This is a genomic window from Arthrobacter sp., from assembly GCF_031988865.1.
Lineage (GTDB): Bacteria > Actinomycetota > Actinomycetes > Actinomycetales > Micrococcaceae > Arthrobacter_B.
Genome location: NZ_DALZXY010000020.1, coordinates 1 through 23,994, shown reverse-complemented (window position 1 = coordinate 23,994; position 23,994 = coordinate 1). Strand labels below are relative to the sequence as shown.

Sequence of the window (23,994 nt, the reverse complement as noted above, 5' to 3'; positions counted from 1 at the left end):
TCCTTGAGGACGCGGGCGGAGGGAATCTCCGGTCCCCAAGACCTAACAGGCCGCTTACGGCAGCGTCTGCCCTAGTCAGAGCCCAAGTAGTGCCGTGTTGCGGAAACGTTACCCGCGGGTGGGTTGCTAGTGCCGCACCGCGAGGGACGTGCCGAACCCGAGCAGTGCGACGCCCGTCAAGCGGTCTGTCAGCTTCACCGACCGGGGAGACTGGAGGGTATTGCGCGCCAGGTGTGCCGCGGAAATGATCAGCGCAAACCAGGCCACACTCAGCAGGACGTGGATCCCGGCGAGGGCCAGTCCCATCAGCAGGGGTGAGACATCCACGGGCATAAACTGCGGGATCATGGCGATGTAGAACACACCGACCTTGGGATTGAGGAGATTGGTTCCCAGCCCTTTCGCCCACGCCGTCGCCAGCCGTTCATGGCGGGGCGCCGGAACACCGTCCACCTCCACGGGGGTGTGGCGGCGCCGGAAGGATTTCCACAGGAGCGAGCCGCCGAGCCAGAGCATGTAGACGGCCCCGGCGAGCTTCAATGCCGTATAGGCGGTCTCCGATGCCGTCAGCAGTGCCGAGATACCCACGGCCGCTGCAGCTCCCCAGAGAAAAGCGCCGGTGTTGATGCCCAGACCGGTGGCAACGGCATGGCGCGGGCCCTGGCTGATGGCGGAGCGCAGCACCATGGCCGAGTCCAGGCCGGGCAGGATGGTTAGGAGGACGGCTACGGCGGTGAAGCCCAGCAGGGCCTGTTCAACGGTCACAAAAAGAATCTTAGTCCCCGGGCCTCCGCCCACCACAGCGGTGGGGTATGACCTGTACAGCCCGGAACCCACGGGGCAGCGCGCACCGGTGCGCGGGCTAAACGTGCCGGCCGTGGCAAGCTGGGGGAGTGCACCCCAGCGATACTGTCCAGCCGATACTCCTGCGCGTTGAAAAGGAAGAGCCGGCCGCGCACCGCGACGCGATAGCGGCGGCCGCCGTCGCCGGTGTGCTGGCCTATGCGAACCGGACCAGCGACGAGGCCTGGGAAGACTGGGTCGCCGGACGCTTCACGAAAACCGTGCGCCGTGCCGGGCCTAAGCCTTTTGCCAAACTCTGTGCCGCCGCTCCCTCCGGGATCGTCCGGATCGGCAAGGCGGAAGCCGCGGCATTCGAGCCGCAGCGCTACGAGGACATGCCGCGGGCGCTGCGGGCCCTGCAGGTTTCCGGCACTCAGCTGCCGGACACGGAGCCCGCCCCGTCGGCCGGGGTGCCGCTCATCCTCCTGAACCGGGACCTGGACATGTCCACCGGCAAGGCTGCCGCGCAGGCCACCCACGCGCTGCTGGCCTGGTATCTGGAACTGGACGCCGGGCAGCAGCAGGTGTGGGCAGCCCATCCGGGTGCAGCGGTGCGCGACATCCCGAAGGACAGTTTCCGTGAGCTGTGCCGGCGCCCGGGGTCAGGGCCGCTGATTGTTGACGCTGGACTGACCGAAATCGACCCAGGCTCACCCACGGCATTTGTTGCCGCTCAGGGCAGCTGAGGCTCCTAGGCGGAGGGGCTGCTCCCGGGAAACTCCTCCTCCGCTGCCCTGATGATGGCTTCCTCATCGCTGAGTACGTCGACCGGCCGCTTTCCCGACAGGGCTTTGTTCGAGCGGCAGAACCACAGCACCAGCTCCTCGTCCGTCCAGCCGGACAGCCTGCCTTGCCGGACAATGTCCTTGACCACCGGGATCATCCGCGCGCCCGCCTCGTCGAACTGGAAGCCCGGGTATAGGAACGTTCCCTTGTCCGCGATGGCAAGGACCCTGGCCTTGCCGGTGAGGTGTTTGGCCCGCAGGTTATCCGGCGCGCCGAACCGCAGCCGCAGCGCGAGTTCACTCACCGGGTACAGGCCGAACTCCCGGCCGATTGACCGCCACCGGTCGCCCGCCGAACTGAGCTGGCGTCCACCGCGGGGACGGGGTTTTTTTGGTCCCTGTGCAGTCATGGGGGCTACCGTACGCGCCCGCCCGCGGCGAGGGCAGACCCGGGGCGCAGATCACCCCATCCGGGATCGTCATTGCCTGGAGACGCGTGGCATAAACTGAGGGGCACCAGCCTCCCGAGACCAGGTAAGGAAGTCCCTCATGCCCAAGGTGATTGACCGCGATCAGCGCCGCCAGGACATTCTCGATGTCACCTGGAACCTCATCGTTAAGGGCGGACTGGAAGCAGCCACCATGCGGGAAATTGCCAAAGAGGCTGGCTTCGCCAACGGAGCCCTCAAGCGGTATTTCGACAGCAAAGACGTGATTGTGGAGGCCACCTACCAGCGGGCCCTGAAGATCATGGAGTCCCATGTAGCTGCGGCGCTCGGCGACAAGACCGGGCTGGACGCGCTGCGGCAGTTCACGCTGGCAGCCATGCCCCTGGACGAGGAGCGGATCACCGCCGGCCGGGTCCTGCTGGCGTTCTGGGAACTGTCCCTGTCGAAGGAAGCGCTGTTCGAGGTGTACCAGGCGCACCTGATGCGGTGGCGGAATTCCCTGCGTGAGTACATCCGCCAGGGCCGCGAGGACGGGGACATTGTGTCCCCCGAATCCGACGAACAGCTGGTTGACGAACTGGTCCTGCTCAACGCTGGGGCAAACATCATGAGCCTTGTGGGGCCGGACTTTTCCACGGTTGAACTGCAGCACCGGCACCTTGATTCCTTCTTTGACCGCATCACGCGGTCCCCGGCCGCCTAGCCTGCCAAGGCCCGTACAGCCCGCCTTTCACCCCTGCTGAGGGCGGTTTTCTGCTGCCCATTTTGCCGCTGCCAGCACCCGAAAAACAGTGCTTGATTTTCTAGTCAACAACTGTAGACTTACCCCACAACGAGTCGCAAAGTGATCCACAGCACACGGACACTGCGGCCGTGGGGCCCCGTTCGGACAATGGACCATGCGGGCTGGTCGACGGGCCGGCGTGCAGGCGTCACTCCACTGGCAATGAGAGAAGAACGCATGAAAAAGGCAACGACAGCAGCACTCCTGACTGTCTCAGCACTCGCGCTGTCCGCTTGCTCCAGCGGTGGCGACAACAACGGCAATGCCGAAGCGGCTGGCGGCAACGTACCCCTGAATATCGGCGAGTTCGCCGACGTCACTTCCTGGGACCCGTCCCTCGCCGACATCGGCTTCGACGGCCCGTACCTGTCCGCTGTCTATGATCCCCTGCTGGGCGTGGACACGGACGGAAACCCCACCCCCGCCCTCGCCACCGAATGGGAGGTCTCCGAGGATTTCCTGACCGTCACAATGGAGCTGCGCACGGATGCGGTCTTCAGCGACGGGGAGCCCTTCAACGCGGACGCTGCAGTGGCGAGCCTTGAATACCTCAAAGAAGGTGCGCGCTCCCAGGAGGCATACCTCTCGGTTGATTCGTTCGAAGCCGTCGATGAAGACACCATCGAAATCAACCTCGCCGAGCGGGATGACACCCTGCTGTACTTCATGGGACTTGGCCGCAGCTACATGATGTCTCCCAAGGCTATTGAATCCGGCACACTTGCCGAGGCACCCGTCGGGTCCGGCCCCTACACCATGGCATCGTCCAGTGTCGCCGGCGCCGAATACCACTTCGACAAGGTGGCCGATCACTGGGCTGCCGATCAGTTCAAGTTCGAACCGTTGGCGATTTATCCGATCCAGGATGCCACGGCACGCAACAACGCCATGCTTTCCGGGCAGGTTAATCTCAACTACGCCGACCAGGCCGCCCTCGACCAGGCAGAAGCGAACAGCTGGAACGTTGCCAAGAAGGTCTCCGGCTGGGTGGGCCTTCAGTTCACCGATCGGGCCGGGGAATCCTTCGAGCCCCTGGGCGACGAGCGCGTCCGCCAGGCCCTGAACTATGCCTTCAACGGCGCTGAAATCCTCGGCACCCTTGGCAGCGGAGCCGGCGAACCGACCAACCAGGTCTTCCCGTTCGGTATGCCCGGCCACGTCGCGGAGATCGATGAGCAGTACGCCGTGAACCTGGACAAGGCCAAAAAACTGCTGGCCGACGCCGGATACGCGGACGGCTTCGACATCACCATGCCGATGTCGCAGGTCTTCCAGGTCTGGCAGCCCTCAGTCGACCAGGTCTTCGGCGAGCTGGGCATCAAGGTGACCTGGGAAGACATGCAGTACATGGACTACCAGACCAAGGCCGCCACCTACCCGATGTTCGTCTCCTTCCTGTCGATGGACTCCCACCCCGTGGCCAACGTCCTTCGCCAGATCTCCACCCCGCAGTGGTACAACCCGAACCCGCAGATGGACCAGTTCCCCGACGTGCAGGCCCAGGTGGAGAAGGTCCTGACGGCGGCCCCGGCGGATCAGCTTGCAGAGGTCGAGACACTCAACCGGATGGTGACCGACAAGGCCTGGTTCTCCGTCTTCTACCAGGCGAACAACAGCTATGTCAGTGCGGAAAACATTGAGGTGACCCCGGTCACCGGCATGATGTTCCCGACGCTGCGCCAGATCAGCGTCAAGGGCTAGACCCCCTTGGTGGCGGGAGGGCCGCTGCGGCCGCCCTCCCGCCACCGTACTTTGAAGGACACTACATGCTCAGATTTACACTCAAGCGGCTTGCCTCGGGCATCATCCTGCTCGTGGTGGTGGCTACCGGAACCTTCTTCCTGGCCCACCTCGCCATTGGCGACCCGACGGCCGGACTGCTCGGCAACTCGGCCACACCGGCCCAGCAGGCCGCACTGGCTGAGAAGATCGGCATCGACCGCCCGGTCCTGGTGCAGTTCGTCGACTGGGCCCGGCACGCCGTCGTCGGAGACTTCGGCGACTCCTGGCGCAACTTCCAGCCCGTGACGGCCCAGATCGCCACGAAGCTGCCGGTGACCCTGTCCGTCGTGGCTGCCGCGATTCTGCTATCGGCAGTTTTCGGCGGCCTGCTGGGGGTTCTCGCGGGACTCAACCCCGGAACCATCATCGACAAGCTGGTCAAAGCGGCGGCGGTTGTCCTGTTCGCCCTGCCCGGTTTCTGGGTCAGCCTGGTTCTGGTGATCTGGTTCGGCGTGAACCTGAAATGGTTCCCCGCCGTCGGCTACGTCCAGCCCTCGATGTCAGTCGAGGGGTGGCTGCGGTCGATCACGCTGCCCGCGGTGTCCCTGGCCCTTGGTGCGGTCGTGATGATTGCCGAGCAGCTGCGCAACGCCTTTATCTCAGTCAACGGACAGGACTTCGTCCGGACGCTGCGCAGCCGGGGTCTCTCCCAGGCCCGCGTGGTGGTCCACCTGCTGCGCAACGCGGCGCCGGCGTCGATCACCATTCTGGCCTTGATGTTCGTTGCGCTGCTCAGCGGAGCCATCGTCGTCGAGCAGGTCTTTGCCCTGCCGGGCATCGGTGCCATGACCAATGGTTCCTCTCAGAACGGCGACATTCCCATCCTGCTTGGCATCACCGTTATCTCCGTGGTCTTCGTGGTGATCGTCAACTTCCTGCTCGACGTCGTCCTCGGCTGGATCAACCCGAAAGCTCGCGTGAAATGACAGCTCCCATCATTGACCCGCTGGACGCACGCGGTCCCCGCCGGGGCTCCCTGTTTGCCCGGTTCATCCGCCGTCCGTCGGGCGCGGCCTCCGCCGCCGTCTTCGCCGTCATCGTCCTGGTCGCGGTTTTTGCCCCGTGGCTGGCACCGCATGATCCCAACTTCGTTGACCTGTCGATCGCCAAGGCGACGCCGGGTCCGGAACACTGGCTGGGCGGTGACGCCAACGGCCGCGACATTCTCAGCCGCCTGATCTACGGTGCACGGCTCACGCTCATCGGAGCCGCGATCTCGATCCTGGTCTCCCTGGGCATCGGCGTTCCGGCCGGACTGGCTGCCGGCTACTTCGGCGGGACCTTCGATCGGATTGCCACCTGGATTAGTGACGCGCTCCAGGCAGTGCCCGGCATGATCATCCTGCTCATTGTCGCCGCCGCCACGCGGAACGACTTCAACCTCATCATGGTCACGGTGGGCGTTTTTATGGCGCCGGGCTATTTCCGGCTCACCAGGTCCACCACGATGACGGTCCGGAACGAGCCGTATATCGACGCCGCTCTGGTTGCCGGGCTGTCCAACGGCCGGATCATTGCCCGGCACGTGGTCCAGGCCGTGTATGCACCGATCATCATCCAGACGGCCCTGACGGCAGGCATGGCGATGGGTATGCAGGCCGGCCTGCAGTTCCTGGGCATCGGGGGAGCCAAGGACCCGGGCTGGGGCGCCATGATGAACGAGGGCTTCCGTGTGATGCTGACCGATCCGCTGCTGCTGCTGTGGCCCTCACTCGCCCTGGGCATTTCCATTGCCGCACTGGCGGTCATGGGCTCGACCCTTGGCGACGTCGTCAGCGTGCGCACTCCGGTGGCAAAGCGCGTCCGGCGTCCGCGCCGAAGCAACGCACCCGCTGCGGAAGCAGCGCCGTCACCGGCGTCGGCCGCAGCCGCAGTGTCCCTGGAGAACCTCAGGGTCACCTACCCGGGTGCGGAAACCGACATCGAAGTAGTCCACGGGATTTCCGTGCAGGTAGCGCCCGGGGAGGTCCTCGGTATTGTCGGGGAATCCGGTTCCGGAAAGTCCCAGACGGTCTTCTCCATCCTGGACCTGCTGCCGGCCGGCGGCGCCGCCACGATGGACGCGCTGTGGATCGGCGGTCAGGAAATCAGTTCCAAGAGCCGCAAGGAACGGCACAGGCTGCTGGGCGGCGTGCTGGGCTACATTCCCCAGGAACCCATGACCAATCTGGACCCGTCCTACACCATTGGCTATCAGCTGATGGAACCGCTGCGCACCGTGCACAAGCTCAGCCGCGCGGACGCCCGGCAGCGGGCGGTGCTGATGCTGGAAAAGGTCGGCATCGCGGATCCTGCGCGGGTTATGAGGTCCTACCCCCACCAGCTCTCCGGCGGTATGGCCCAGCGGGTCCTGATCGCCGGCGCCATTGCGGCCAAGCCATCGGTGCTTGTGGCGGACGAGCCGACGACGGCGTTGGACGTCACCGTCCAGGCCGAAGTGCTGGAACTGCTGCGTGAGCTGCAGCAGGAGTACGGGATGGCCCTGATCATCGTCACGCACAACTTTGGGGTTGTTGCGGACATCTGTGACCGCGTTGTGGTGATGAAAGACGGCCGGATCGTGGAAGCGGGAGACGTTTCGACAATCTTCAGCGCCCCGGAAAGTGACTACACCCGGGAACTCATCGCCGCTTCCCTGGACGATGCGGCCACCCGCAGCGAGCTTGACGACAACTACCGCCTGGCGGGTCCGGCAACCAGGCTGGATCCGGACGGCATCCCTGACCAGCGAAAGGCGGCACGCGCATGACCCCGAAGCCCGAACCAGCGGCGGACCCAGCCGGCCCGCTGCTGTCCGTCGATAAGCTGGCGATCGACTATTCCCTCTCCGGACGCAGGCCCTTCCGGGCGCTGGATGACGTTTCGCTGGAGATCAAGCCCGGTGAATGCCTTGGCCTGGTGGGTGAATCCGGATCCGGAAAATCCACGCTGGGCAAGGCCATCCTGGGGCTGGTCCCGGTCACGGACGGCCGGATCTCCTTCGACGGACGCGATATCACGCACCTTCGGAGGCCGGAACGGCGCAAGCTGTCCTCAAGCATCCAGGTGGTGTTCCAGGACCCGTATGGTTCCCTCGACCCGAGTATGACGATCGGGCAGATCCTGGCCGAGCCGCTCACCAGTTCCGGGTTGGAGCGCCGCGGCGCGGATGCCGCTGTGAAGGAGATGCTGGACCGGGTCAAACTGCCCGCCGGGGTGGTCGACCGGTATCCGCGCGAGTTTTCCGGCGGGCAGCGCCAGCGCATTGCGATCGCGCGCGCACTGGTCCGGAAACCGCGCCTGATTATTTGTGATGAACCGGTCAGCGCGCTGGACCTGACCACCCAGGCGTCCATTCTTGACCTGTTCATCGAACTGCAGCGCGATACCGGTGTCTCCTATCTGTTCATCACCCATGACCTCGGGGTCGTGCGCCGCGTCTGCCACCGGGTAGCGGTGATGTACCGGGGCGAGCTGGTTGAGGCCGGCACCGGGCACCAGGTCACCACGGATCCGCAGCACCCCTACACGCGGCGACTGCTGATGGCCTCGCCGATCGCCAACCCGGAGGCCCAGCGCCGCCGCCGGCAGGAGTGGCTGGCGCTCCGGAAGGAGCCTGAGGCGCTGGCTGTGGCCGGAAGCTGAAAGCCGGCCGTCAGCGGAAGGGAAAGCACCGGGAACTTCAGGTTCCCGGTGCTTTCCGGTTTAACGTCCGGAAGACAAACCCGTCCGCTAAAACAAACCCGTCCGCTAGGGCGGGGCCGGGTGCTGCCCGGGCCTTACCCGGAGACGGGGCTCCGCAGGAGGGGACGAACCCACAGGAACGCCAGCACCGCCGCGCAGGCAACGGCGCTCGCAATCATCGCGCCCATGGCCGCCGCCGTCGCGCCGCTGAGAGCGGCAAGCGGCGCTATGACCGGACCCACCACAAAGGATGCAGTACCAAAGAGTGCCGCGGCCGTACCGGCCCGCTCGCGGTGGCGGTCCATCGCCAGTGTGGTCGTATTCGGCGAAACCATGCCGCTGGTCATGAGGTAGCCGGCAAGGAATACCAGCAGGAGGCCCGGGGGCGCGGCGAGCATCGCACCGGAGAACAGGGCAGTCGCCGCCAGCAGGGTGAGCCCGTACCCCAGCAGATACATCCGGGCCGGACCGAGCCGCGCCACCAGGAACCTGCTGATCTGCGCGCCGGCCATGCTCGACAACGCATTTGCTGCAAAAACGAAGCTGAACAGCTGCGGAGTCAGCCCGAATTCGTTCTGCAGCACGAAGCTGGACATCGACAGGTAGGTGAAGAAGCCGACGCCGCCCGCGGCCGAAGTCGCAAGCAGCAGGACAAACAACCGGTCGTGGAACAGCAGGCCGAACTGCCGCACGGTAACCCGGATGCCTTCAGTGGAGCGCCGGTGTGCGGGGTGTGTCTCCTGCAGCGAGACGGCAGCCAGCACCAGAATGAGGGCACCGATCAGCGCCAGGACCCCGAACATTCCGCGCCAGTCCATCACCCGGGCCAGCTGGCCGCCGAGGACGGGAGCGATGATCGGGGCGGAGGAGCCGACGAGGGCGAGCAGCGACAGCATCCGGGACAGCTCAATGCCGCTGAACAAGTCGCGGGCCACAGCCAGGGCGATGACGACGCCGGCGGCCCCGGCGAGGCCCTGCAGGAACCGTGCCAGCAGAAGCAGTTCGATGGTTGGTGCAAAGGCGCAGGCGAGCGAAAAGACGGCAAACAGTGCGATCCCCGCCAGGAGCGGGCGCCGGCGCCCCAACCGGTCGCTCAGCGGTCCGGAAATGAGCTGGCCGGCACCCAGTCCGATCATGCACACGGACATGGTGGTTTGAGCCAGTGTGTCGCTCGTCTGCAGTGACTCAGCCAGATGGGGAAGCGCCGGCATGTAGAGGTCCATGGAGAGCGGTCCGAATGCCTCAAGGGTGCCCAGGACCAGGACGATTCGGCGTTTGCTCATGCCATGGGCCGGGGCAGTAGTGACGGATGAGGAAGACATGGGTTCCTGACTCTGACGGCCTGGCCGAGGGCCCGGACGGGCGGCGGAAAGGGGAAGGCTAAGCGGACGGGCCGAGGCGCAGGGTCCGGCAAAGCCAGCTCTCCCGCGCCTCCTGCGCCGCGCGGGACACTCTCGCTGCCGGGGAGGAGCCGGAGAAGCCGTGATAGGCACCGGACCAGACGTGCAGCTCGGCCGTGCCGCCGGCTGCCCAGAGCCGGGTGGCGTACGCCGTCGCTTCGTCGCGGAAGAGCTCAGCAGCTCCGACGTCGATAAACGCCGGCGGCAGGCCCGTCAGGTCCTTCGCCCGCGCCGCGGCGCTGTACGGATGCACGTCCGCAGTGCCCCGCGCCTGGCCGAGAACGGCGGTCCAGGCAGCTTCGTTGTTGCCGCGGTCCCAGATGCCCAGCCCGCTGTACTGCCGGCTGGAGACTGATTCATTGCGGTCGTCGAGCATCGGGGTGTTCAGCAGCTGCCCGGCCAGCCGCGGACCGCCCCGATCACGGGCCATGAGTGCTACGGAGGCGCTGAGGCCACCGCCCGCGCTGGCGCCCGACACAATAATCCGTTCCGGATCGACTCCCAGCCCGGGCGCGTGGGCGGCCAGCCAGGCTAAGGCCGCGTAGCAGTCCTCTGCCGCAGCCGGACCGGGATGCTCCGGGGCCAGCCGGTATTCCACGGCCACGCCGACGACGCCGTGCCGGTGGGCAAGGTCAATGAGTTCACCGGTACCGAAGAACCTGGTGCCCAGCACCATCCCGCCGCCATGGATACCCAGAACGGCGGGTGCCGGCCCGGCTTGGACGGCTGCCGGACGGATGACTGTCACCGTCACGTCCGGGGATCCTGCCGGTCCCGGTATCAGCAGGTCCGTTCCCGTCACGGGCAGAGACCCAATCTGCTCTTCCAACGGTGGAATCAGACGGGCGATGTGCCGGCGGCTGGGGAGGATGGTATCTGCCCGCAGGGGATACGGCTCGAACAGGGACTGGAAGGCAGCCAGGCCGGCCACCAGCTCCGGATCGTACGGGACCGGGCGAGTAGACACTGTTGCCTCCTTGAAAGTGGGCCGGTTGTCCAGGTCCGCTATGCGGGCTGGGGAAAGAGGAGCCGCTGGAGCCAGGAATCGCGGGACGCCAGTGCGGCCCGGGTCAGCTCGCTTTCCGGCGCGTAGATATCGAAGCCGTGGAATCCGCCTGACCAGACATGCAGCTCAGCTTCCCCGCCGGTGGCCCAGATGCGGGTGGCGTACTCGATGTCCTCGTCGCGGAAGGGTTCCGCCGAGCCGACTTCAATGAATGCCGGGGGCAGTCCGGCCAGATCGGCGGCGCGGGTGGGAGCGGCATACGCGGGTGCCTCGGAGCTGAACGCAAGGTCCGGGCCGAGGACACATTCCCAGGCGAGGAGGTTGGCTTCCCGCGTCCAGGTTCCCAACCCGGCATACTGCCGGTTCGAGATGCTGGTGTTGGTGTTGTCGATCATGGGGCAGAGCAGCAGCTGCCCGGCGATGGCCGGGCCGCGGCGGTCACGGGCCATCAGGGTCAAGGCTGCCGAGAACCCGCCGCCGGCGCTGCCGCCCATCACGACGATCCGGTCCGGGTCGATGCCGAGTTCCGCCGCGTTTTCGGACATCCAGGCCAGTCCGGCATAGCAGTCTTCGACGCCGGCGGGGTACGGGTTCTCCGGAGCCAGGCGGTATTCAACGTTGACGGCAACCACACCGTGCTTCTCGACAAGATCCACCAGGCGGCCGGTCTCCCAATCCCGGTGTCCTACGACCATGCCGCCGCCGTGGATGTTGAACAGGCCGGGAACGGAATGCCCGCCAGGAGCGGGAGTGCGGGGGCGCAGGATCGTGATCTCGAGGTCGGGTGCACCGGCGGGGCCCGGGATGATGCGTTCAATGGCTTCGACCGGGCGCTCGCCGATGACTTCTGCGGGACTGGGGAACATCCCTTGGCTGCTGCCGCGGGATGCTGCAATGGTTTCCCTCGACATGGGCGGCTGCGGGCTGGCAGCCATAGCTTGGATAACCGGTGCGAGTTCGGGTGCGAACGGAACCGGGGTAATTCCAACGGCAGGGGCCTGCTGCATCGGATCTTGCCTTTCTCTACGTCTTTGTCTTTTCGGCGGACGGCTGGCTGTGGACGGTGGTGGCTCAGGTGAGCAGCTGGCCGCCGTCGACGGGCAGGCTGATCCCGGTAATGTGCCCGGCTCCGGCCAGGAAGAGGACAGCGGCCGCGACGTCGGAGGTGGATGCCAGTGCGTTCAGGGGGATCCGGGATTCCCAGGCGCGGCGCGCCTCGGATCCTTCCGGCAGGCCGGCGCTCAGCATCGGAGTGAGGACCGGGCCCGGTGCCACCGCATTGACCCGGATGCCATGGGTGGCCAGTTCGATTGCTGCCCAGCGGGTCAGCGAATCCACGGCGGCCTTGCTGGATTCATATCCGCCCATGCCGGGTGTTGGCTGACGGGCGCCGATGGAGGAAATGTTGACGATGCTGCCCTGCCGTCCCGCGGCTATCATCTGCCGGGCAACCGTCTGCGTCACCACGTACGTCCCCAGGACATTGACGCGCAGAATCGACTCGTAGTCCGTGACACCGAGTTCAGTCAGCGCGCCGTGCACTGACAGCAGGCCGGCGTTGTTGACGAGGACGTCGATGCCGCCACAGGCACGGGCCGCCTCATCGAGCGCGGCCGGGGCAGAAGCGGCATCCGTGATGTCGACAGCGAGGGCAGTGCCGCCGAGGGACCCCGCAAGCTCGGCGGCTGCATCCCCATCCCGGTCGGCGATTACAACATGGTCGCCCAGGGCAGCGAATGCTTCGGAAACCGTGCGGCCGATACCGCCTGCCCCGCCTGTCACGAGGATATTTCGGGCCTTGCTCATCTGTGTCTGTTCCCCCTTCAGCGCGGCCACGTGCAGCGCATGGGGTTTAGAGTATACGCATGTAGACGCAAAAACCAGCACCTTAGATGCCCGGTGAACCTCTGGACATCGTGAGTCTACGAACGTAGACTCCTGCCACGGCCGCGCCCTTTTCCGGGCCTTCAGAACCAGGCGGCACCGCTTTAACGAAAGGTCTTGGACCCGTGACATCTGCAACCCAACCGGCCGCACGGACGGCCACCCCCGAAGCCATCGTCGACATCGCCATCGGCTTCATGGGGGCAAAACAGCTCTTCGCCGCCAGCAGGATTGGACTCTTTACCGCTGTTGCCGACGGCGCGGCAACGGTTGAGGAACTCTCCAATGCGACTGGCGTGCCCAGCCGCCAGGTACGCATCCTGGCCGACAGCATGGCGTCGCAGGGGCTGCTCGAGCGCAACAGCCGCCGCTACAGCCTGACCCCCGATGCCGCCGCCTACCTCACCGGCGCACACGCCGAGCTGGACCTTGCACCGTTCCTCGCGTTCCTGGGTTCCACCAGCTACGACCAGTGGCGGGGCTATGACAAGACTGTTGACACGGATGCCGCAGGAACCCTGGAACTCGACGAGGGCGGCTGGGCTGACTTCATGAAGGGCGTGATGACCTATAACGCCCTCCACGCAGAAATGCTGGCGCGCCACTTCGATTTCACCGGCTTTGGGTCGGCACTCGACCTGGGCGGCTTGAGCCCGGACTTCGCCATCAAGGCGATGCAGGCCAACCCCGACCTCAAAACCCGCTTTGTGGTGGCACCGGACTTCGCCGAGGGCGTCCGCCAGGCAGTCGAAGCGGCCGGCTTGGGCGGACGTGCGGTTGTTGAAGGCGCAGAGACCGAGGATGCGCAGCCCGGCGGCGCGCATGACCTCGTGATGGTCAATCATGTTGCCCACCGCTTCGGTGCCGCGGAGAACGCGCGCATCCTGGCAAATGCCCGGGCGGCTGCCGCTCCCGGCGCAACCCTGTTGATGCTCGATTTCTACCTTGACGATGACCCGGTCCAGCGCCGGATCGATGCGCTGCACGCCGGGGAGTACTACAACATCGACGGCACCGTGGTGTATCCCGAATCAGTGGTCCGGGAATGGCTGGAAGCTGCCGGCTGGGCCTTCCGGGAGATGATTTCCCTTCCCGGCAGCCCCCGGGTGATCGTGGCTGATGCAGTTTGATACCGGCGGATGTTCCCAGCGAAAGGCCAGGCTGTGACTGCTGATTCTCCCGTGGCTTCCCTGCCCTGCCGGGTCCTCACTCCGGAAAACGGAACCGGCGGGGTACCGGTGCTGCTGCTGCACACCTTTACCTCCAACGGTGCGGATGACTGGCCGGAGGCCGGGCTTCCGGCGGCGCTGACCGCTGCCGGCCGGCCGGTCTATATCCCGGACCTGCCCGGGCACGGCGCAAGCGCGCGGCCCGGGACGGTGGACTCGGTCAGCACCAGCAGCCAGGCTGCGGCCCTGGCCGCTGTGATCGCCGGTATGCCCGGCGACAGTGTGGACATCGTGGGCTATTCGCTGGGCGCACGGCTCGCGTGGAGCCTGGCCCGGATCAGCCCGCGGCGGGTGGGGCACCTGGTGCTCGGCGGCCTCAGTCCGTTCGAGCCTTTCGGTGCCCTCGACATGGGCAGCCTGACGGCGCTGGTCCGTGACGGTGCTGCGCCGCAGGATCCTCTGACTGCGATGATCGGAGGGATGATCACGGCGCCCGGACGCGACTCCGAGTCGCTGCTGTCCGTGATCGAAGGGCTCCGGGCGGAGCCGTTCCAGCCGGAAGCCTGGGCTCCGGATGTCCCGGTGCTGTTCGTTCGGGGCGACGAGGATCAGGTCGCTGCGGGAATGGAAGCCCTGGCAGCGGCGGTGAAGGGTTCCCGCATGCTGACCGTGCCCGGTGACCATATGCAGGTGCTGCACGGCAGCGCGTTCCAGCAGGCGGCGCTGGACTTCATCAACAGCTGATGCCCGTTCGCCGGACCGTTCCCATTCTTAGGGGCGCGGTTCGGCGAACGTCAGCGCCCGCCGTGGATTGTCGACCATAAAAGCCCGCAGAACGGCGTCGTCGATGCCCAGGGCGCCGAGCGCCGGAAGAAAATGGTCGGAGATGTAGCTGTACCCGTGGCCCCCGTAACGCTTGAGCTGGATCTTGGTGCAGACGTCCTGACCGAGCACGATCTGCGCGGCATATCCATCCTCGACGAGCGCCGCGATGCCCTGCCCCACCTTGAAGTCAGTGGTCGGCCACAGAGTGCCCCAGGGGCTTCCGGTGGTTCCGAGGAAATCGAACTCTGCGAACACACCCCGGCCCAGGAGCCGCCGCGCAAACGGCAGATCTTCCCCCAGGGCCCCGCTGTGACCCATCACGACCTGGGTGAGGTCAGCTCCTTCGTCTTCCAGGATGTCCAGGACCTGGAATTTTTCTTCCCCGAAACCGCCGAAATGGAAGGTGATGGGTGCGCCCGTCAGCCGGCTGGCCCGCCCGCTGGCACGGATGCTCTTGAGTTCGTTGGGCGTCAGGGGGTTGCCTTCCACTCCCACTTCGCCGATGATTCCCGCCCGGATACCCGTGCCGTCGGCCCCGCACACGATGTCCCGCACGATGACTTCGGTGAGGTCCTCGACGCTGCGGGAATCCATGTCCACCGGGTGGAAGGCTTCCGTGTACCAGCCCGCACCCATAACGATGTGCAGGCCGCTGGCGCGCGAAACCCGCAGCAGGGATTTGGGGTCCCGGCCCAGGCCGAGGTTGGACACCTCCACCATGCTCCCGCCCCCGGCGTACTTGAACGCCAGGATTTCCGCCAGCATCTCATCGAAGTCGCCCAGGAGGTCATTGTCGTTGTTGACGGCGCCCCGCCGGGTTTCAGCAAGGTTGGCCAGGGTCAGGGGCCGCGCTGCCTCGGCGGAGTCCTCGCCGGGGCGCAGGGCATGCCCAGGCCGGCGGATATTGACGAAGATGTGTTCGTGCATCAGCGTTTCGCCCAGGACAGCGGGATCGACCGGACCGGCGACGGTCAGGGCCTTGCCGGCCAGATTCGGAATGCTCAGGTCCTGGAGGTTCATGCCGGCTCCTGGGAAGTGAAGGTAAGGAACCGCTGCGGGTTCCCGGTGGTCAGTAGCCGCAGCTCCTCCTCGCCGGCACCGAGCCCGGCAAGGTAGCCCGTGAATTGCTCCAGGAGAAAGCCGTACCCGTTGCCGCCATACGCCTTAAGTCCGGTTTTGCGTGAGATGGAATGGGATACCAGGAGGCGTTCGGCATACCCGCGGCGGGCGAGTTCAAGGATGGCGGCAGCGACGTCATGGTCCGAGGTTCGGGTCTGGACCGAGGGGATCCTGCCCAGCTCGTCAAACTGAAGGCAGACACCGTAGGCGAGAACCTGCTCGGCGTCGTTGATGTCCAGTGCCAACCCTGCGCAGCGGCCGAGGCCAATGCGCCACGGAGGCACGCCCTCAGCGACCAGCAGCTTAAGTGCGGCATTCCGCTTCGCAGGATTTGCCGACCGGTCCAGGACCAGGGGTGCACCGGTCTCACAGGCTGCGGCAGCCGCGGCGAGGAGGAGAACCCGTTCCTCAGGCACAGCAGGATCCAGCGGACCCAGCGGCCCGATCAGTCCCGCCTGGACGCCGTCAACGCCGTCGCTGAGCTCCCTGATAATTTCCGCAGCCAGGCTCCCGGCACTGCGGCCGTGGATTTCCGGGCTCCAATCCGGATGGTGCCAGCCGGCGGCCATCACGATGTTCACGCCGGTGCTCCGGGACAGCTGCGCCAGCGCATTTGCGTTCCGCCGGTGGGAGCGGGTGGTGGCGTCCACGATGCTGCGGCCCCCCGCCCTGGTGAAACCAAGCAGCTCAGCTTCCGCCACCCCCATGTCGCCGAGGGACTCGTTGTCGCGGTTGGCGGCCCCAAGCGCGGCGGCGCCGAGCATGCCGATGCTCAGCGGGGTCTCGTAGAACCTGCGGTCCGCCGCGGCAACAGGCTGCCGCCGGCCGGCAGCCTGCCAGCCGGCGGGAGTATCCGACGGCGGCGCGAAGCTGGCGGCGAGGTGTTCGCGGACCAGCGTCTGGCCGAGCGTCCCCGGCTCGACCGGACCCAGGACGGTGACGGCCGAACCGCTGTGGATTAGCGCCACGGGCTACCAGGTAAGCGCGGGATCGAGGGCTGCCGGGTGGGATGTCCGGCTGAGCAGCCGCCCGTGGGCACCAAAGGTGAAATGCACCGGCTGGCTGCCGTCCTGGTGAAGCCCGAACAGGCTGCCGTGGGAGCGGAGGGCCGCGGCGTCCCGGTGGTCCGCGACCGTGACTGCGGCACACGGCACCACTTTCTCCCGCCATGCGAAGACGAAGATGCCTGGACGCAGCTCATAGGTGGTTTGCTGATCGGTGTCCGCGAGGCCGCGTTCCGGCCCGGACAGGCACTGCCAGGTGTACCAATGTGGGCTCAGATAGAGATGTTCGTAGGCATGTTCAGTGCTGTACTCCCACAGGACACGGCCTCCGACCAGAGCCGCAGAAGGAGCCGGTTCACTGCCGTCCACCTCAGCGCCGTCGATGGTTCCGGCGATGAACTGCTGGCCCACGGCCGTGTGTGCCGGGGAGGCTGTGCCGATGGTCGAGATGACGGAGAGAGCGCGGCCGCTGTCCAGGTCCAGGAAGAGCGAAACCGCTTCCTTCGGCGACGAGACATGCTGGAACTGTGCGTAAAAAAGCCCCGGGGCAACCTCGAAGGCCTCATAGGGATCTTCGCCTTCCTGCACGGCATGTCCGGGAGGCTGGAAGCTCCAGGCGACGGTCTCCGTGCCGAATTTATGCGCGATCCGTGTTCCGTCGGCCATGGTCAGGTTGATCCGGCGTCCGGCGAGGGCACCGGTCAGCGGCGCCTTGTTCGCGTCGAATCCCGGGGCCAGGCCGTCCAGGGGCAGCCAGGTCGAGGTATCTGCGGGGTTCTGGGTTGTTCTCATGCTGAATATCTCCTTGGTGCCGGGCTAGAGCCAGCTGCCGTCTGCCTGTACTTTGTTCCGGTCAACCCACAGGTGCTGAACGGCCTCACGGATGGCGCTGCCGTGCCGGTGGTAGAGCTCGAGTGCGGCCAGATTGTCTTCCAGCTGTTCGCGGCGGCTTACCCCAAACAGAACATTGGCAACGGCGGGGTTGGCGAGGCAAAAAGCGAGTGCCAGCTGCGGTGCCGTGGTGTTGAAGCTGGCGGCTACCTCCGCGAGCTCTGCTGCTGCCTCCCGGATTTCGCCGCGGATCCCACCCGGGTCGGCGCCGATCTTCCGCTGGGGGTGCAGCTTTCCGGCCAGGATCCCGCCTTCGAGGATGTCCGAGGCCTGCATAGCGAAGCTGCCGGAGTCGAAGAGCTCCTGGTAAAAGGGCCCCTCGGCCATCGTTCGGCGGACCACGCTGTATTTGAGCTGCGCGAAGCAGGGCGCCGGCAGGCCTTCCGCGCGGGCGAAGTCAATCGCCTGGTGGAGGTCGGCGGCAATCCAGTTGTTGACCCCCCATGCGTCAAACCGGCCGGCCCGGACCTGCTCGGCAACCTCGGTGACAATGGCCCGGACATCTGGCCGTTCCATGTAGTCGCCGACGACGACGAGGTCCGCCTTATCCACGCCGACCCGGTCCAGCGACTCGTTGAGCTGGGCCGCGAACCCCGCGGCGGGGTATTCCCAGAGCCAGAGCTTGCCGCAGAGCAGGTAGTCCTCCCGGGCAATGCCGGCTTCCCGGATGGCCTTGCCGAAGATCAGATCTGTCTTGGACTGTTCTGCGTGCGGCCCCATGTTGTAGTGGGCGACGTCGAAGAAATTGACGCCTGCGTCCACGGAACGCCGAAGGATTCCGACGGCGTCGTCAAACTCCATCCGGTCCCAGGTGTTCCAGGAGCCCAGGCCATAGACCGGGACCAGCGGACCATCCGCTCCAAGTTTCCTTTGCGGCATTTTCGTTTCTGCGGACAAGATAGTTCCTCCTTGGGCTACCGGTGAATTTTGAGTCTACGGCCGTATACTAAAAATGTGCAACGGTTGGATCCGGCTCTCCGGCCGCGGACTCCCGGTCATAGACAATGCGGCCGTCGACCACCGTCAGGTCCACCCGGACCCCGGGAAGGTCGCCGGGGGAGACTTCCAGCGGGTTATGTTCCAGGACGCACAGGTCTGCGGCCTTGCCGGGCTCCAGGGTGCCCTTCCAGGCCTCGGCTTTGTCCTGCCAGGCCGCATGGGAGGTGTAGGAGCTCAGGAGTCTGGTCATCAGTTCCCGGTTCCCCATTCCGTGGCCGGTTCCGACCCATTCTCCGGCCGCGGCGATTCCCTGCCGCCAGTCAGGGGACAGGACGGGTGCGTCCGAACTCAGGCAGAGTTTCGCCGGGCCGCCCATGGCGGACAGGATGGGCCAGGCGGAGGCAGCAATCTGGTCGGATAGAACTCCTGCCAGCATTGGGCCGGTGGCCACGGCGATGCCGGGCTGGATGTTGATGCCCATACCGAGCGAGCCCAGCCGCGCCAGTGCCGCCCCGCTGATCAGGTCCCCGTGGATGACATAGTGCCTGGCTGCCCGGGCGCTTTCCAGGCCGGTGGATTCGACAGCGTCCAGGAAGGTTTCAATGGACCGGTCTCCCGTGGCGTGCACGCCGATCTGGTGTCCGGCAGCATGGGCGCTGAGGATCATCCGGCGAAGATTGTCCTCCCGGGCGGCGGTATCGGCGCCCTCGACCAATAGATCCCCGCTCGATCCGTCCGGGTAGCAGTGGTGTGTCCAGGCGTTGTGCATCGGCGGAATTCCGTCCGCAAAAATCTTGACCCCGGCGAGACGCAGCCATTTCCGGTCCCCCTCATAGGTGCGGATGCCGCTGAGCCCGCGCTCGAATGACTCTAGATCGCTTGCTCCGTCCAGCTCGCCGAAGAGGCTCAGGACTGTTACCCGGGCGGTCAGATGGCCGGCGTCGGCCAGTTCCTTGTAGCTATCGAGGACGCCGCTGCCGAAGCAGCCGGTGGGTCCGTTGTCCTCGCCGGGGCCGAGTCCGGGTTCGGTGTAGCTGGTGATACCCAAGGAGGCCAGCAGCCTGCCGGTGCGCAGGATGGCATTCCGGCGGTCTTCGCCGGTTTCGAGCCTGGCGGCCGGGCTCTGGAAGCCGGCCCCGCCGATGATGGTGTCCGGCCAGAGGGCGCCGAGCCAGGCCCCATGCAGATGCGAATCATTGATGCCCGGGATGACGGCCCTGCCGTTCAGCTCTATGACCTGGGTGTTATTCCCCGCAAGGTGCATCGCGTCCTCGCTGGAGCCGACGAAGATGACCTCGTTGCCACGCACGGCTATGGCTTCAGCTTCAGAATTCCTGCCGTCCATCGTGATGACGGATCCACCGCGAAGGATGAGGTCCGCAGGGTTTCCGGGTCCGGCCGGGATCTGGCCCATTTTTGCCTCCAAGGCACTGGTGATTTCAGTCAACGTATGTAGACTAACTTCAAATTACGTGACCCACGCCATACCTTGGAGGAAAAAGGACCATGTCGCTTCCCGCAACAACCCGTGCTGCCGTCCTGACGGCTCACGGTTCCGCCTTGACGGTTCAGGACATTCCGCTGCCGGACAAACTGGAACCAGGCGCCGCGCTGGTTGAAATCACGTGCACCACGCTGTGCGGCACGGACGTCCATCTTTGGGCCGGGGGAATGACCTTTCCAGGCATGCTGCCCATGGTCCTGGGACACGAGATGGTCGGAACCATCGTGGCCGTGGGCGACGGCGCAGCGGATACCCTGGGGCGCCCCCTGTCCGCCGGCGACCGCATTGGCTGGTCGGAGTCCACCTGCGGGAACTGCTTTGGCTGCACAGTGCTGCGCGAGCCGGTTGCCTGCAGCGACCGCGGTTATGGCTTTCGCCAGCGGGCAGATACCTGGCCGTACGCCACCGGCGGCCTGGTTAAGCACTGCTATGTCACGCCCGGCGCGGCCAAGCTTCTCCTGCCCGACGACGTCAAGGACACCTGGGCGGCGATGGCCGGCTGCGCCGCCAAGACGGTGCTGCGGGCCTTTGACCGGGTCGGCGGGATCCGGCCCGCCTCAACGGTGGTGGTGCAGGGTGCCGGAGCACTCGGCATCTTCGCCACCGCAGTCGCCCGGATCGCCGGGGCGGGAAAGGTCATCACCGTTGGAGCCCCCGATGAGCGGCTGAGGATGGCCGGGCAGTTTGGGGCCGACGCCACCGTAAGTGTTTCCCTCGGTTCCGACGGTTGTGTCCAGGAAGTCCTGCGGCTGACGGACGGGAAGGGTGCAGACCATGTCTTCGACTTCGCCGGCGCACCCTCCGTGGGCAAGGAAGCCATCGCCATGGCAGCCCAGCGCGGCACCGTAGCGGTGGTGGGCAGCACCGGACCAGCTGATAACGAGGTGCCGCTGGGCACGGTGATGGGGAAGGAACTTAGCGTGGTTGGTTCCCTGAACGGCGATATTTCCGACTACTACCGGGCCATCCAGTTCTTCTCCACCTTCGCCGGCCGTATGCCCTGGGACGACCTGTTCAGCGAACCGGTGGGTCTTCAGGGCGCCTCGGCAGCCCTGGCAGCCATGTCGGAACTCAACCAGATCAAGGCCGTCGTCGATCCGCGGCTGCCGTAGCGAGTGAGGAAACAAAAATGACCATTTCAGCTTCAACAACGCTCCTGCCGAAACGCCGGATCGGCACGAAGGGGCCGATGGCCTCAGTGCTCTCGCTGGGCTCCTGGCACATTTACGACCGGATGGATTTTTCCGATTCGGTCGCCATGGTCCGCGAAGCCGCAGACCACGGCCTGAACATGTTCGACGTCGGTGTGTACGGCTTTCCGGGGCACCAGCCGCCGGTCTTCACGGACGTCCTCTTTTCAGCCATCATCCGGGCGGCAGGAGTGGACCGGGACCAGTACCTGCTCTCCTCCAAGCTCTGGCTGGAAGGGTACCCGGAGCAGAGCCTGCGCGCACAGCTGGAGAATGCCCTGTTCCGCGCCGGCACGGACCATGCGGACATCGCCGTGCTGGGGGACCTGCGGAAGGAAGGCATCGACCTGCGCCGGCTGGTCCTGGACCTCGCGGACCTTGAGGAATCCGGCCTGCTGGGGTGCTGGGGCGTCAACAACTGGTCCGCCGGCAACATTCAGGCGCTTCTCGACATCGCAGCGGAGGAAGGTGTCAGCGGCCCCCAGATGGCGCAGCTGAAGTACAGCCTTTCCCGGCGTTCCATCGCCGATGGTGAACCGTTTGCGGCGCTCTTCCGGCAGGGCCTGACCATGCAGGCTTCCGATGTGATGGAGGGCGGCATCCTGGCCGGCAAGCTGAACCCGGGGCGCGAAGTCGGCAGGGACCCGGGAAGCATCCGGGACCAAATCATAGACAGCTTTCCCGGCATCAAGGCGCTCAGCGAGGAACTCGGCACCACCCCGGCCCAGCTGTGCATCGCCTTCACCCTGACCCATCCCGCCAACGCCACCACCCTGTTCGGTGCGAGCAGCATCGAACAGCTGCGCTCCAACATCGCAGCGGTCGAGCTGGTGGAGCGGGTAGGTTCGGATGAACTGCGCCGCCTCGCCGAACCGTTCTGGGCAGACAAGGGCGTGGTTTCGCCCGAGGGCCCCTGATATCCGTTCGGCGGAAAACCGAACGGCCAGCACAGTAAAAACGCCCAGTGAGCGAAGGGGACAGCACATGGTTTCACAGCAGGCAGATCTGCTCTTGGTTAATGGCGTCATCGACACCCTCGACCCCCGCGCGCCACGGACACATGCCCTGGCTGTAAGCGCGGGCAAGGTCCTGGCGACGGGGGAGGAAGCCCTGCGCTCCCGGGGCCCGTCCACCGCAGTTCTGGACCTGGCAGGCGGATATGTAATGCCGGGTCTCCTGGATGTGCACAACCACCACCTGCTGGCAGGCCAAATGGACCTGTTCGAGCTGGACGTGCCTCCAACATTCGATCTCGACTCCTTGCTGGCTGCCGTCGCGGAGCACGCGGCAGGTTTGGGCCCGGACGAGTGGCTTCTCGGCGGCAGCTGGGGTGCCGGGCTGATGCAGGCCATCAACACGCCCGAAGCCCTGGCCCGGTTTGATGCGGCGACGGGTGGCCGTCCGGCGCTGCTGAAGGACGACAGCAAGCACAACCGGTGGGCTAACTCGCGGGCGCTGAAGCTCGCCGGCATTGATGCCCATACGCCGGATCCGGACGGCGGGCACATCCTGCGCAGCGCGGACGGGCGGGCCACCGGGGTGCTGGTCGAAGCGGCCGGCGTTTTGGTCGAAAAGACATTGGCGCGGCTGCAGCCCGTCTCCACCGGGGACCTGGCCCGGGCGGCAGCCCGCGGCATCGAGATCCTGCATACCTACGGCATCACCGGGTTCCAGGACGCGGCCACCTCCCTGCAGCTGATGCAGGCGCTCAAGGAACTTGATGACGCCGGCACCCTGCAGGCCTGGGTGGTGACCTCCATGCAGGCGAACGATTTCATTTTCGGCACCGAGCCCCTGGGCGAGGGGATCATTGCTCACCGCGGGGAGCTGCGCAGCCTCCACCACCGGCCGGATTTCATCAAGATCTTCCTCGACGGTGTTCCGCCGGCCGGAACAGCTGCCTTCATTGAGCCCTATCTGCCGACAGCCGGTTTCCCAGCGTGCCACTGCGGGGAAACCACACTGGACGCCGATGCCCTTGAAGCCTGGCTGCTGGGAACGGCGGCCCGTGGCATTTCAGCGAAAATCCACTGCACCGGAGACGCCTCCGTGCGGTTGGTGCTGGATACGGTCGCGACGGTCCGGGCCGCGGGCTGGGACGAGCCGAAGTACCACATCGCGCACGGCCAGTTCGTGCATCCGGACGATATAGCCCGCTTTGCCGAGCTCAACGTCACGGCCGATATCTCGCCGTCGTTGTGGTTCCCTGGAGTGATTTCCGAAGCTATTGCCACGGTCCTGCCAGCCGAAAGGGCGTCGCGGATGCAGCCCAACCGTTCGCTGCTGGATGCCGGCGCGCGGATTGCTGGCGGATCCGACTGGCCGGTGAGCGTTTCCCCGAATGTCTGGGAGGGTGTCTACGGGTTGGTTACCCGGCAGAATCCCCTGGGCGGGTTCCCCGGTGCCTTGTGGCCCGAGCAGGCGATCACACTCGAAGAAGCCATCCGTGTCTACACCACCGCCTGCGCCGAAGCCATGGGGATCGAGGACGTGGCCGGATCACTGATACCCGGTAAATCGGCAGACTTCGTCCTGCTGTCTGCGAACCCATACAACATCCCCATCGACGAGGTCCGGAACATCACGGCGCATCAAACCTGGTTCGCCGGCAGCCTCGTCTTTGACGCGGCAGTCGAGGCAGCGCCCCAACACGCCTGAGAATCAGTCCCGGATTTTCCGAACGGGGCTGGTTCAGGAACGGACGGGAGCGGCGCCGAGCAGGCGGGCGCCGCGGGCCCGGGCCTCGAGATCTGCGGCCGCCGGGGCGGGCAGCTCCACGATGCCCCGCAGCGCCCCCCGCAGGCTGCGGTAGGCGCC

General features: G+C 65.9%; 22 protein-coding genes. 11 read left to right on the top strand and 11 right to left on the bottom strand.

Going from position 1 to position 23,994, the window contains the following annotated elements; all coding sequences use genetic code 11:
* Positions 1-126: 126 nt before the first annotated feature.
* Positions 127-765: a LysE family translocator gene (locus RTN46_RS05775; RefSeq protein ID WP_312179747.1), complete on the bottom strand. Its 639-nt coding sequence runs from the start codon at positions 763-765 to the stop codon at positions 127-129.
* Positions 766-893: 128 nt separating this feature from the next.
* On the opposite strand from RTN46_RS05775, the gene RTN46_RS05770 reads away from it, so the two are divergent.
* Positions 894-1,529, top strand: coding sequence for a peptidyl-tRNA hydrolase (locus RTN46_RS05770; protein WP_312179746.1), 636 nt, complete (start codon positions 894-896; stop codon positions 1,527-1,529).
* Between the two features lie 5 nt (positions 1,530-1,534).
* Here RTN46_RS05770 and RTN46_RS05765 read toward each other — a convergent pair whose 3' ends face one another.
* Complete coding sequence (locus tag RTN46_RS05765; protein ID WP_312179745.1) at positions 1,535-1,978, bottom strand: hypothetical protein; 444 nt, start codon at positions 1,976-1,978, stop codon at positions 1,535-1,537.
* 139 nt (positions 1,979-2,117) lie between these two features.
* Between RTN46_RS05765 and RTN46_RS05760 the strand changes: the two genes are divergently transcribed.
* The 5 genes from RTN46_RS05760 to RTN46_RS05740 all read left to right on the top strand — a co-directional run bounded on the left by RTN46_RS05760 (position 2,118) and on the right by RTN46_RS05740 (position 8,207).
* The gene (locus tag RTN46_RS05760) at positions 2,118-2,720 is read left to right on the top strand and encodes a TetR/AcrR family transcriptional regulator (RefSeq protein WP_066301910.1); all 603 of its coding nucleotides are present in this window, start codon (positions 2,118-2,120) and stop codon (positions 2,718-2,720) included.
* Positions 2,721-2,978: 258 nt separating this feature from the next.
* Positions 2,979-4,502 (top strand): ABC transporter substrate-binding protein, encoded by a 1,524-nt coding sequence (locus RTN46_RS05755; RefSeq protein ID WP_312179744.1) that lies wholly within the window; start codon positions 2,979-2,981, stop codon positions 4,500-4,502.
* A gap of 65 nt (positions 4,503-4,567) precedes the next feature.
* On the top strand, positions 4,568-5,509 hold the full coding sequence (locus RTN46_RS05750; RefSeq protein ID WP_312179743.1) for an ABC transporter permease: 942 nt from the start codon (positions 4,568-4,570) through the stop codon (positions 5,507-5,509).
* Entirely contained in the window at positions 5,506-7,332 is a 1,827-nt protein-coding gene (locus tag RTN46_RS05745; RefSeq protein ID WP_312179742.1) for a dipeptide/oligopeptide/nickel ABC transporter permease/ATP-binding protein, read from the top strand. The genes RTN46_RS05750 and RTN46_RS05745 overlap by 4 nt, the downstream gene beginning before the upstream one ends.
* Entirely contained in the window at positions 7,329-8,207 is an 879-nt protein-coding gene (locus tag RTN46_RS05740; protein WP_312179740.1) for an ATP-binding cassette domain-containing protein, read from the top strand. Before RTN46_RS05745 ends, RTN46_RS05740 begins: the two co-directional genes overlap by 4 nt.
* A gap of 134 nt (positions 8,208-8,341) precedes the next feature.
* On the opposite strand, the gene RTN46_RS05735 is transcribed toward RTN46_RS05740, so the two are convergent.
* The 4 genes from RTN46_RS05735 to RTN46_RS05720 form a co-directional block, all read right to left on the bottom strand.
* Positions 8,342-9,568 carry a multidrug effflux MFS transporter gene (locus RTN46_RS05735; RefSeq protein ID WP_312179739.1) on the bottom strand — a complete coding sequence of 409 codons (1,227 nt, stop codon included), beginning with the start codon at positions 9,566-9,568 and terminating at the stop codon, positions 8,342-8,344.
* A 58-nt stretch (positions 9,569-9,626) separates the two neighbouring features.
* Positions 9,627-10,613, bottom strand: coding sequence for an alpha/beta hydrolase (locus tag RTN46_RS05730; protein WP_312179737.1), 987 nt, complete (start codon positions 10,611-10,613; stop codon positions 9,627-9,629).
* Between the two features lie 38 nt (positions 10,614-10,651).
* Positions 10,652-11,659 carry an alpha/beta hydrolase gene (locus RTN46_RS05725; RefSeq protein ID WP_312179735.1) on the bottom strand — a complete coding sequence of 336 codons (1,008 nt, stop codon included), beginning with the start codon at positions 11,657-11,659 and terminating at the stop codon, positions 10,652-10,654.
* Positions 11,660-11,723: 64 nt separating this feature from the next.
* Positions 11,724-12,458 (bottom strand): SDR family NAD(P)-dependent oxidoreductase, encoded by a 735-nt coding sequence (locus tag RTN46_RS05720; protein WP_312179733.1) that lies wholly within the window; start codon positions 12,456-12,458, stop codon positions 11,724-11,726.
* Between the two features lie 203 nt (positions 12,459-12,661).
* Between RTN46_RS05720 and RTN46_RS05715 the strand changes: the two genes are divergently transcribed.
* Complete coding sequence (locus RTN46_RS05715; protein WP_312179731.1) at positions 12,662-13,666, top strand: methyltransferase dimerization domain-containing protein; 1,005 nt, start codon at positions 12,662-12,664, stop codon at positions 13,664-13,666.
* A 33-nt stretch (positions 13,667-13,699) separates the two neighbouring features.
* Positions 13,700-14,449: an alpha/beta hydrolase gene (locus RTN46_RS05710; protein ID WP_312179729.1), complete on the top strand. Its 750-nt coding sequence runs from the start codon at positions 13,700-13,702 to the stop codon at positions 14,447-14,449.
* A gap of 27 nt (positions 14,450-14,476) precedes the next feature.
* On the opposite strand, the gene RTN46_RS05705 is transcribed toward RTN46_RS05710, so the two are convergent.
* The 5 genes from RTN46_RS05705 to RTN46_RS05685 form a co-directional block, all read right to left on the bottom strand.
* Positions 14,477-15,550: an aryldialkylphosphatase gene (locus RTN46_RS05705; RefSeq protein ID WP_312179728.1), complete on the bottom strand. Its 1,074-nt coding sequence runs from the start codon at positions 15,548-15,550 to the stop codon at positions 14,477-14,479.
* The gene (locus RTN46_RS05700) at positions 15,547-16,617 is read right to left on the bottom strand and encodes a hypothetical protein (RefSeq protein WP_312179726.1); all 1,071 of its coding nucleotides are present in this window, start codon (positions 16,615-16,617) and stop codon (positions 15,547-15,549) included. The genes RTN46_RS05705 and RTN46_RS05700 overlap by 4 nt, the downstream gene beginning before the upstream one ends.
* Before the next feature lie 3 nt (positions 16,618-16,620).
* On the bottom strand, positions 16,621-17,445 hold the full coding sequence (locus RTN46_RS05695; RefSeq protein ID WP_312179725.1) for a molybdenum cofactor biosynthesis F family protein: 825 nt from the start codon (positions 17,443-17,445) through the stop codon (positions 16,621-16,623).
* A 24-nt stretch (positions 17,446-17,469) separates the two neighbouring features.
* The gene (locus tag RTN46_RS05690) at positions 17,470-18,423 is read right to left on the bottom strand and encodes an aldo/keto reductase (protein ID WP_312179723.1); all 954 of its coding nucleotides are present in this window, start codon (positions 18,421-18,423) and stop codon (positions 17,470-17,472) included.
* A gap of 67 nt (positions 18,424-18,490) precedes the next feature.
* Positions 18,491-19,930: an amidohydrolase family protein gene (locus RTN46_RS05685; protein ID WP_312179722.1), complete on the bottom strand. Its 1,440-nt coding sequence runs from the start codon at positions 19,928-19,930 to the stop codon at positions 18,491-18,493.
* Between the two features lie 59 nt (positions 19,931-19,989).
* On the opposite strand from RTN46_RS05685, the gene RTN46_RS05680 reads away from it, so the two are divergent.
* From RTN46_RS05680 to RTN46_RS05670, 3 genes are all read left to right on the top strand, one after another.
* Entirely contained in the window at positions 19,990-21,099 is a 1,110-nt protein-coding gene (locus RTN46_RS05680; protein WP_312179720.1) for a zinc-binding dehydrogenase, read from the top strand.
* A gap of 17 nt (positions 21,100-21,116) precedes the next feature.
* On the top strand, positions 21,117-22,094 hold the full coding sequence (locus RTN46_RS05675; RefSeq protein WP_312179719.1) for an aldo/keto reductase: 978 nt from the start codon (positions 21,117-21,119) through the stop codon (positions 22,092-22,094).
* A gap of 67 nt (positions 22,095-22,161) precedes the next feature.
* Entirely contained in the window at positions 22,162-23,835 is a 1,674-nt protein-coding gene (locus RTN46_RS05670) for an amidohydrolase (RefSeq protein ID WP_312179718.1), read from the top strand.
* Positions 23,836-23,994 lie beyond the last annotated feature (159 nt).

Coding starts and splice junctions, on each gene's coding strand:
- RTN46_RS05735 (WP_312179739.1), bottom strand. CDS start 9,568: ATGTCTTCCTCATCCGTCACTACTGCCCCGGCCCATGGCATGAGCAAA.
- RTN46_RS05690 (WP_312179723.1), bottom strand. CDS start 18,423: ATGCCGCAAAGGAAACTTGGAGCGGATGGTCCGCTGGTCCCGGTCTAT.
- RTN46_RS05755 (WP_312179744.1), top strand. CDS start 2,979: ATGAAAAAGGCAACGACAGCAGCACTCCTGACTGTCTCAGCACTCGCG.
- RTN46_RS05765 (WP_312179745.1), bottom strand. CDS start 1,978: ATGACTGCACAGGGACCAAAAAAACCCCGTCCCCGCGGTGGACGCCAG.
- RTN46_RS05740 (WP_312179740.1), top strand. CDS start 7,329: ATGACCCCGAAGCCCGAACCAGCGGCGGACCCAGCCGGCCCGCTGCTG.
- RTN46_RS05680 (WP_312179720.1), top strand. CDS start 19,990: ATGTCGCTTCCCGCAACAACCCGTGCTGCCGTCCTGACGGCTCACGGT.
- RTN46_RS05675 (WP_312179719.1), top strand. CDS start 21,117: ATGACCATTTCAGCTTCAACAACGCTCCTGCCGAAACGCCGGATCGGC.
- RTN46_RS05720 (WP_312179733.1), bottom strand. CDS start 12,458: ATGAGCAAGGCCCGAAATATCCTCGTGACAGGCGGGGCAGGCGGTATC.
- RTN46_RS05705 (WP_312179728.1), bottom strand. CDS start 15,550: ATGAACCTCCAGGACCTGAGCATTCCGAATCTGGCCGGCAAGGCCCTG.
- RTN46_RS05745 (WP_312179742.1), top strand. CDS start 5,506: ATGACAGCTCCCATCATTGACCCGCTGGACGCACGCGGTCCCCGCCGG.
- RTN46_RS05695 (WP_312179725.1), bottom strand. CDS start 17,445: ATGAGAACAACCCAGAACCCCGCAGATACCTCGACCTGGCTGCCCCTG.
- RTN46_RS05760 (WP_066301910.1), top strand. CDS start 2,118: ATGCCCAAGGTGATTGACCGCGATCAGCGCCGCCAGGACATTCTCGAT.
- RTN46_RS05670 (WP_312179718.1), top strand. CDS start 22,162: ATGGTTTCACAGCAGGCAGATCTGCTCTTGGTTAATGGCGTCATCGAC.
- RTN46_RS05725 (WP_312179735.1), bottom strand. CDS start 11,659: ATGCAGCAGGCCCCTGCCGTTGGAATTACCCCGGTTCCGTTCGCACCC.
- RTN46_RS05750 (WP_312179743.1), top strand. CDS start 4,568: ATGCTCAGATTTACACTCAAGCGGCTTGCCTCGGGCATCATCCTGCTC.